This is a genomic window from Bacillus sp. AY2-1 (genome assembly GCF_008368965.1).
GTDB classification, from domain to species: domain Bacteria; phylum Bacillota; class Bacilli; order Bacillales; family Bacillaceae_G; genus Bacillus_A; species Bacillus_A thuringiensis_S.
The window spans coordinates 1-1,132 of the sequence record NZ_QPEL01000317.1; the positions used below are offsets into that span (position 1 = coordinate 1).

Sequence of the window (1,132 nt, forward strand, 5' to 3'; positions counted from 1 at the left end):
TTTACTACTTTTACTTTTTCACTAATATCTTTTAATTTAGTACCTTTATCTTGTAACATTGTATATAACTCTTTTTCTTGTTTTAAAGATTTATTATAGCTGTCATACATTTTATTAAATGAATCGTGTCGTTTCTCATACATGCTTTTCACTTTATCAGCTTGATCTTTCAACTTATTATCTTCAATTTTCTTCACATACTTATCAGCTGACTTCACTTCTTCTTGCGCTTTATTTAAGGCCTCTTTTTCTTTTGTAAGTACTTTTTCTCGTTCAGTTGTATTCTTTGCTGCTTGATTCAGTTTTTCTTTAACAGTTTGATTATTATCTTTTCCTTCTTGCACAATCTGGTTATATAATTCTTGTCCTTCTTTCTCTAAAGTCTCAAGTTTTTTTGCATCTTCAAACATTGTTTTTTCTTGTTTAGCAGCGTTTTCAAACGCTACATATAATTCTTCTTCTGGTTTCGGTCCAAAACAACCGGCTAATAAAGTCATTGATAATGCAGTTATAATTGCTAATTTACTATATTTCAACATCTCTTCCTCCTACTTATAAACGACCATCGTGTAATATAAAAAAGTTATAAAATATGTAATTGTTCTATACACTCGCATCTTTTTTACGAAGATCATTAATATTGTTTGTACAAATTATTACTTAATATTACATTATTCTTTTTGAAGTATTTAGCAGTTCCATATCCATCTTTAAGTATAGTACTTCGTGTTCTTTAAAATCTGTTCACACTATGTATTACCTTAATGGCCACAGAATTTCACCTCAGTCTTAATAAGACTATAATAGTTCACCTGATAAAAGGTGATCGTTCCGCTCTCACGTCTATCATTCCCTTTCCAGCTTTCTATCAAATAATCTCTTTGTTCATTTTACACAGTACAATCGATATCTCGCAACAACTTACAAATATTCTTTTCATTTCCTAAAAAGGAAAAGTGTAGAGCTTGCTTTCCTCTACACTTTTAAAATAAAACACATTGTGCAAATTGCATTGACACTACCATCATAATTATATGCTTATTTCATATATTTTTAAAGACTTTTATTACAAACGCAGCGTTTTTTGTAATAAAAGTCAAAAAAATGTTACAAATAAAACTTCTTCCTATCA

General features: G+C 28.9%; 1 protein-coding gene. It reads right to left on the reverse strand.

The window, feature by feature from the left end; all coding sequences use genetic code 11:
• On the reverse strand, positions 1 to 539 hold a 539-nt coding region (locus tag DN403_RS30810), incomplete at its 3' end, for a YkyA family protein (RefSeq protein ID WP_098578517.1).
• Positions 540 to 1,132 lie beyond the last annotated feature (593 nt).